At 61.0% G+C, this 715-nt stretch carries 1 protein-coding gene; it reads left to right on the forward strand.

The genetic code is table 11. The features are described 5' to 3' along the window. On the forward strand, positions 1-715 hold a 715-nt coding region (locus tag BK660_RS31000), incomplete at both ends, for a cache domain-containing protein (protein ID WP_123436433.1).

Genomic DNA, 715 nt, shown 5'->3' on the forward strand with positions numbered 1-715 from the left:
GGCGACGCCAAAGCCACCCTGCAAAGTTACGTCGCCGTGGCCATGACCACGATCAAACCGCTGTACGACGCGGCCGCGCCGGGTGACAACGAAGCACGCGCACAGGCGATCAAGTTGCTTTCGGGCATTCGCTACGGCAAGGACGGCTACTTCTTCGGCTACGACTCCGAGACCGTGCGCCTGTTCAAGGCCAATGACCCCGAAGGCGTGGGCAAAAGCTTCAAGGACAACCGCGACCCGAATGGCGTTTACGTCAATCTCGGGCTGGTGAAAGTGGCGAAGGACGGCACGCACTATCTGCAGTACAGCTCGCCACTGCCGGGGAATGCCAAGGTGCTGGTGCCGAAACTCGGCTACACCGAATATCTGGCCAAGTGGGACATGGCGGTCGGTACATCGGTCAACCTCGACGGCATCGAGGCACAAGTGGCGTTGGTCGAAGCGCAGGTGCAGGAACGTGTGCAAGGCGTGGTGCTGAGCATCGTCGGCGTGGCGGTGGTGGTGTTGTTGGTGATTGCGGCAGCGGGGATGCTGCTGGCCAATACCATTTTGCGTCCGCTGAATTTGATGAAGGCCAACCTCGATGACATCGCGGCGGGCGAGGGCGATCTGACCCGTCGACTGAACATCACCAGCCAGGACGAACTCGGCGAACTGGCCGGCTCGTTCAATCGATTCGTCGACAAGATCCATGGCCTGGTGCGGCAGATCACCG

Origin of the sequence: Pseudomonas brassicacearum (genome assembly GCF_003732265.1) — a bacterium.
Taxonomy (GTDB): domain Bacteria; phylum Pseudomonadota; class Gammaproteobacteria; order Pseudomonadales; family Pseudomonadaceae; genus Aquipseudomonas; species Aquipseudomonas brassicacearum_D.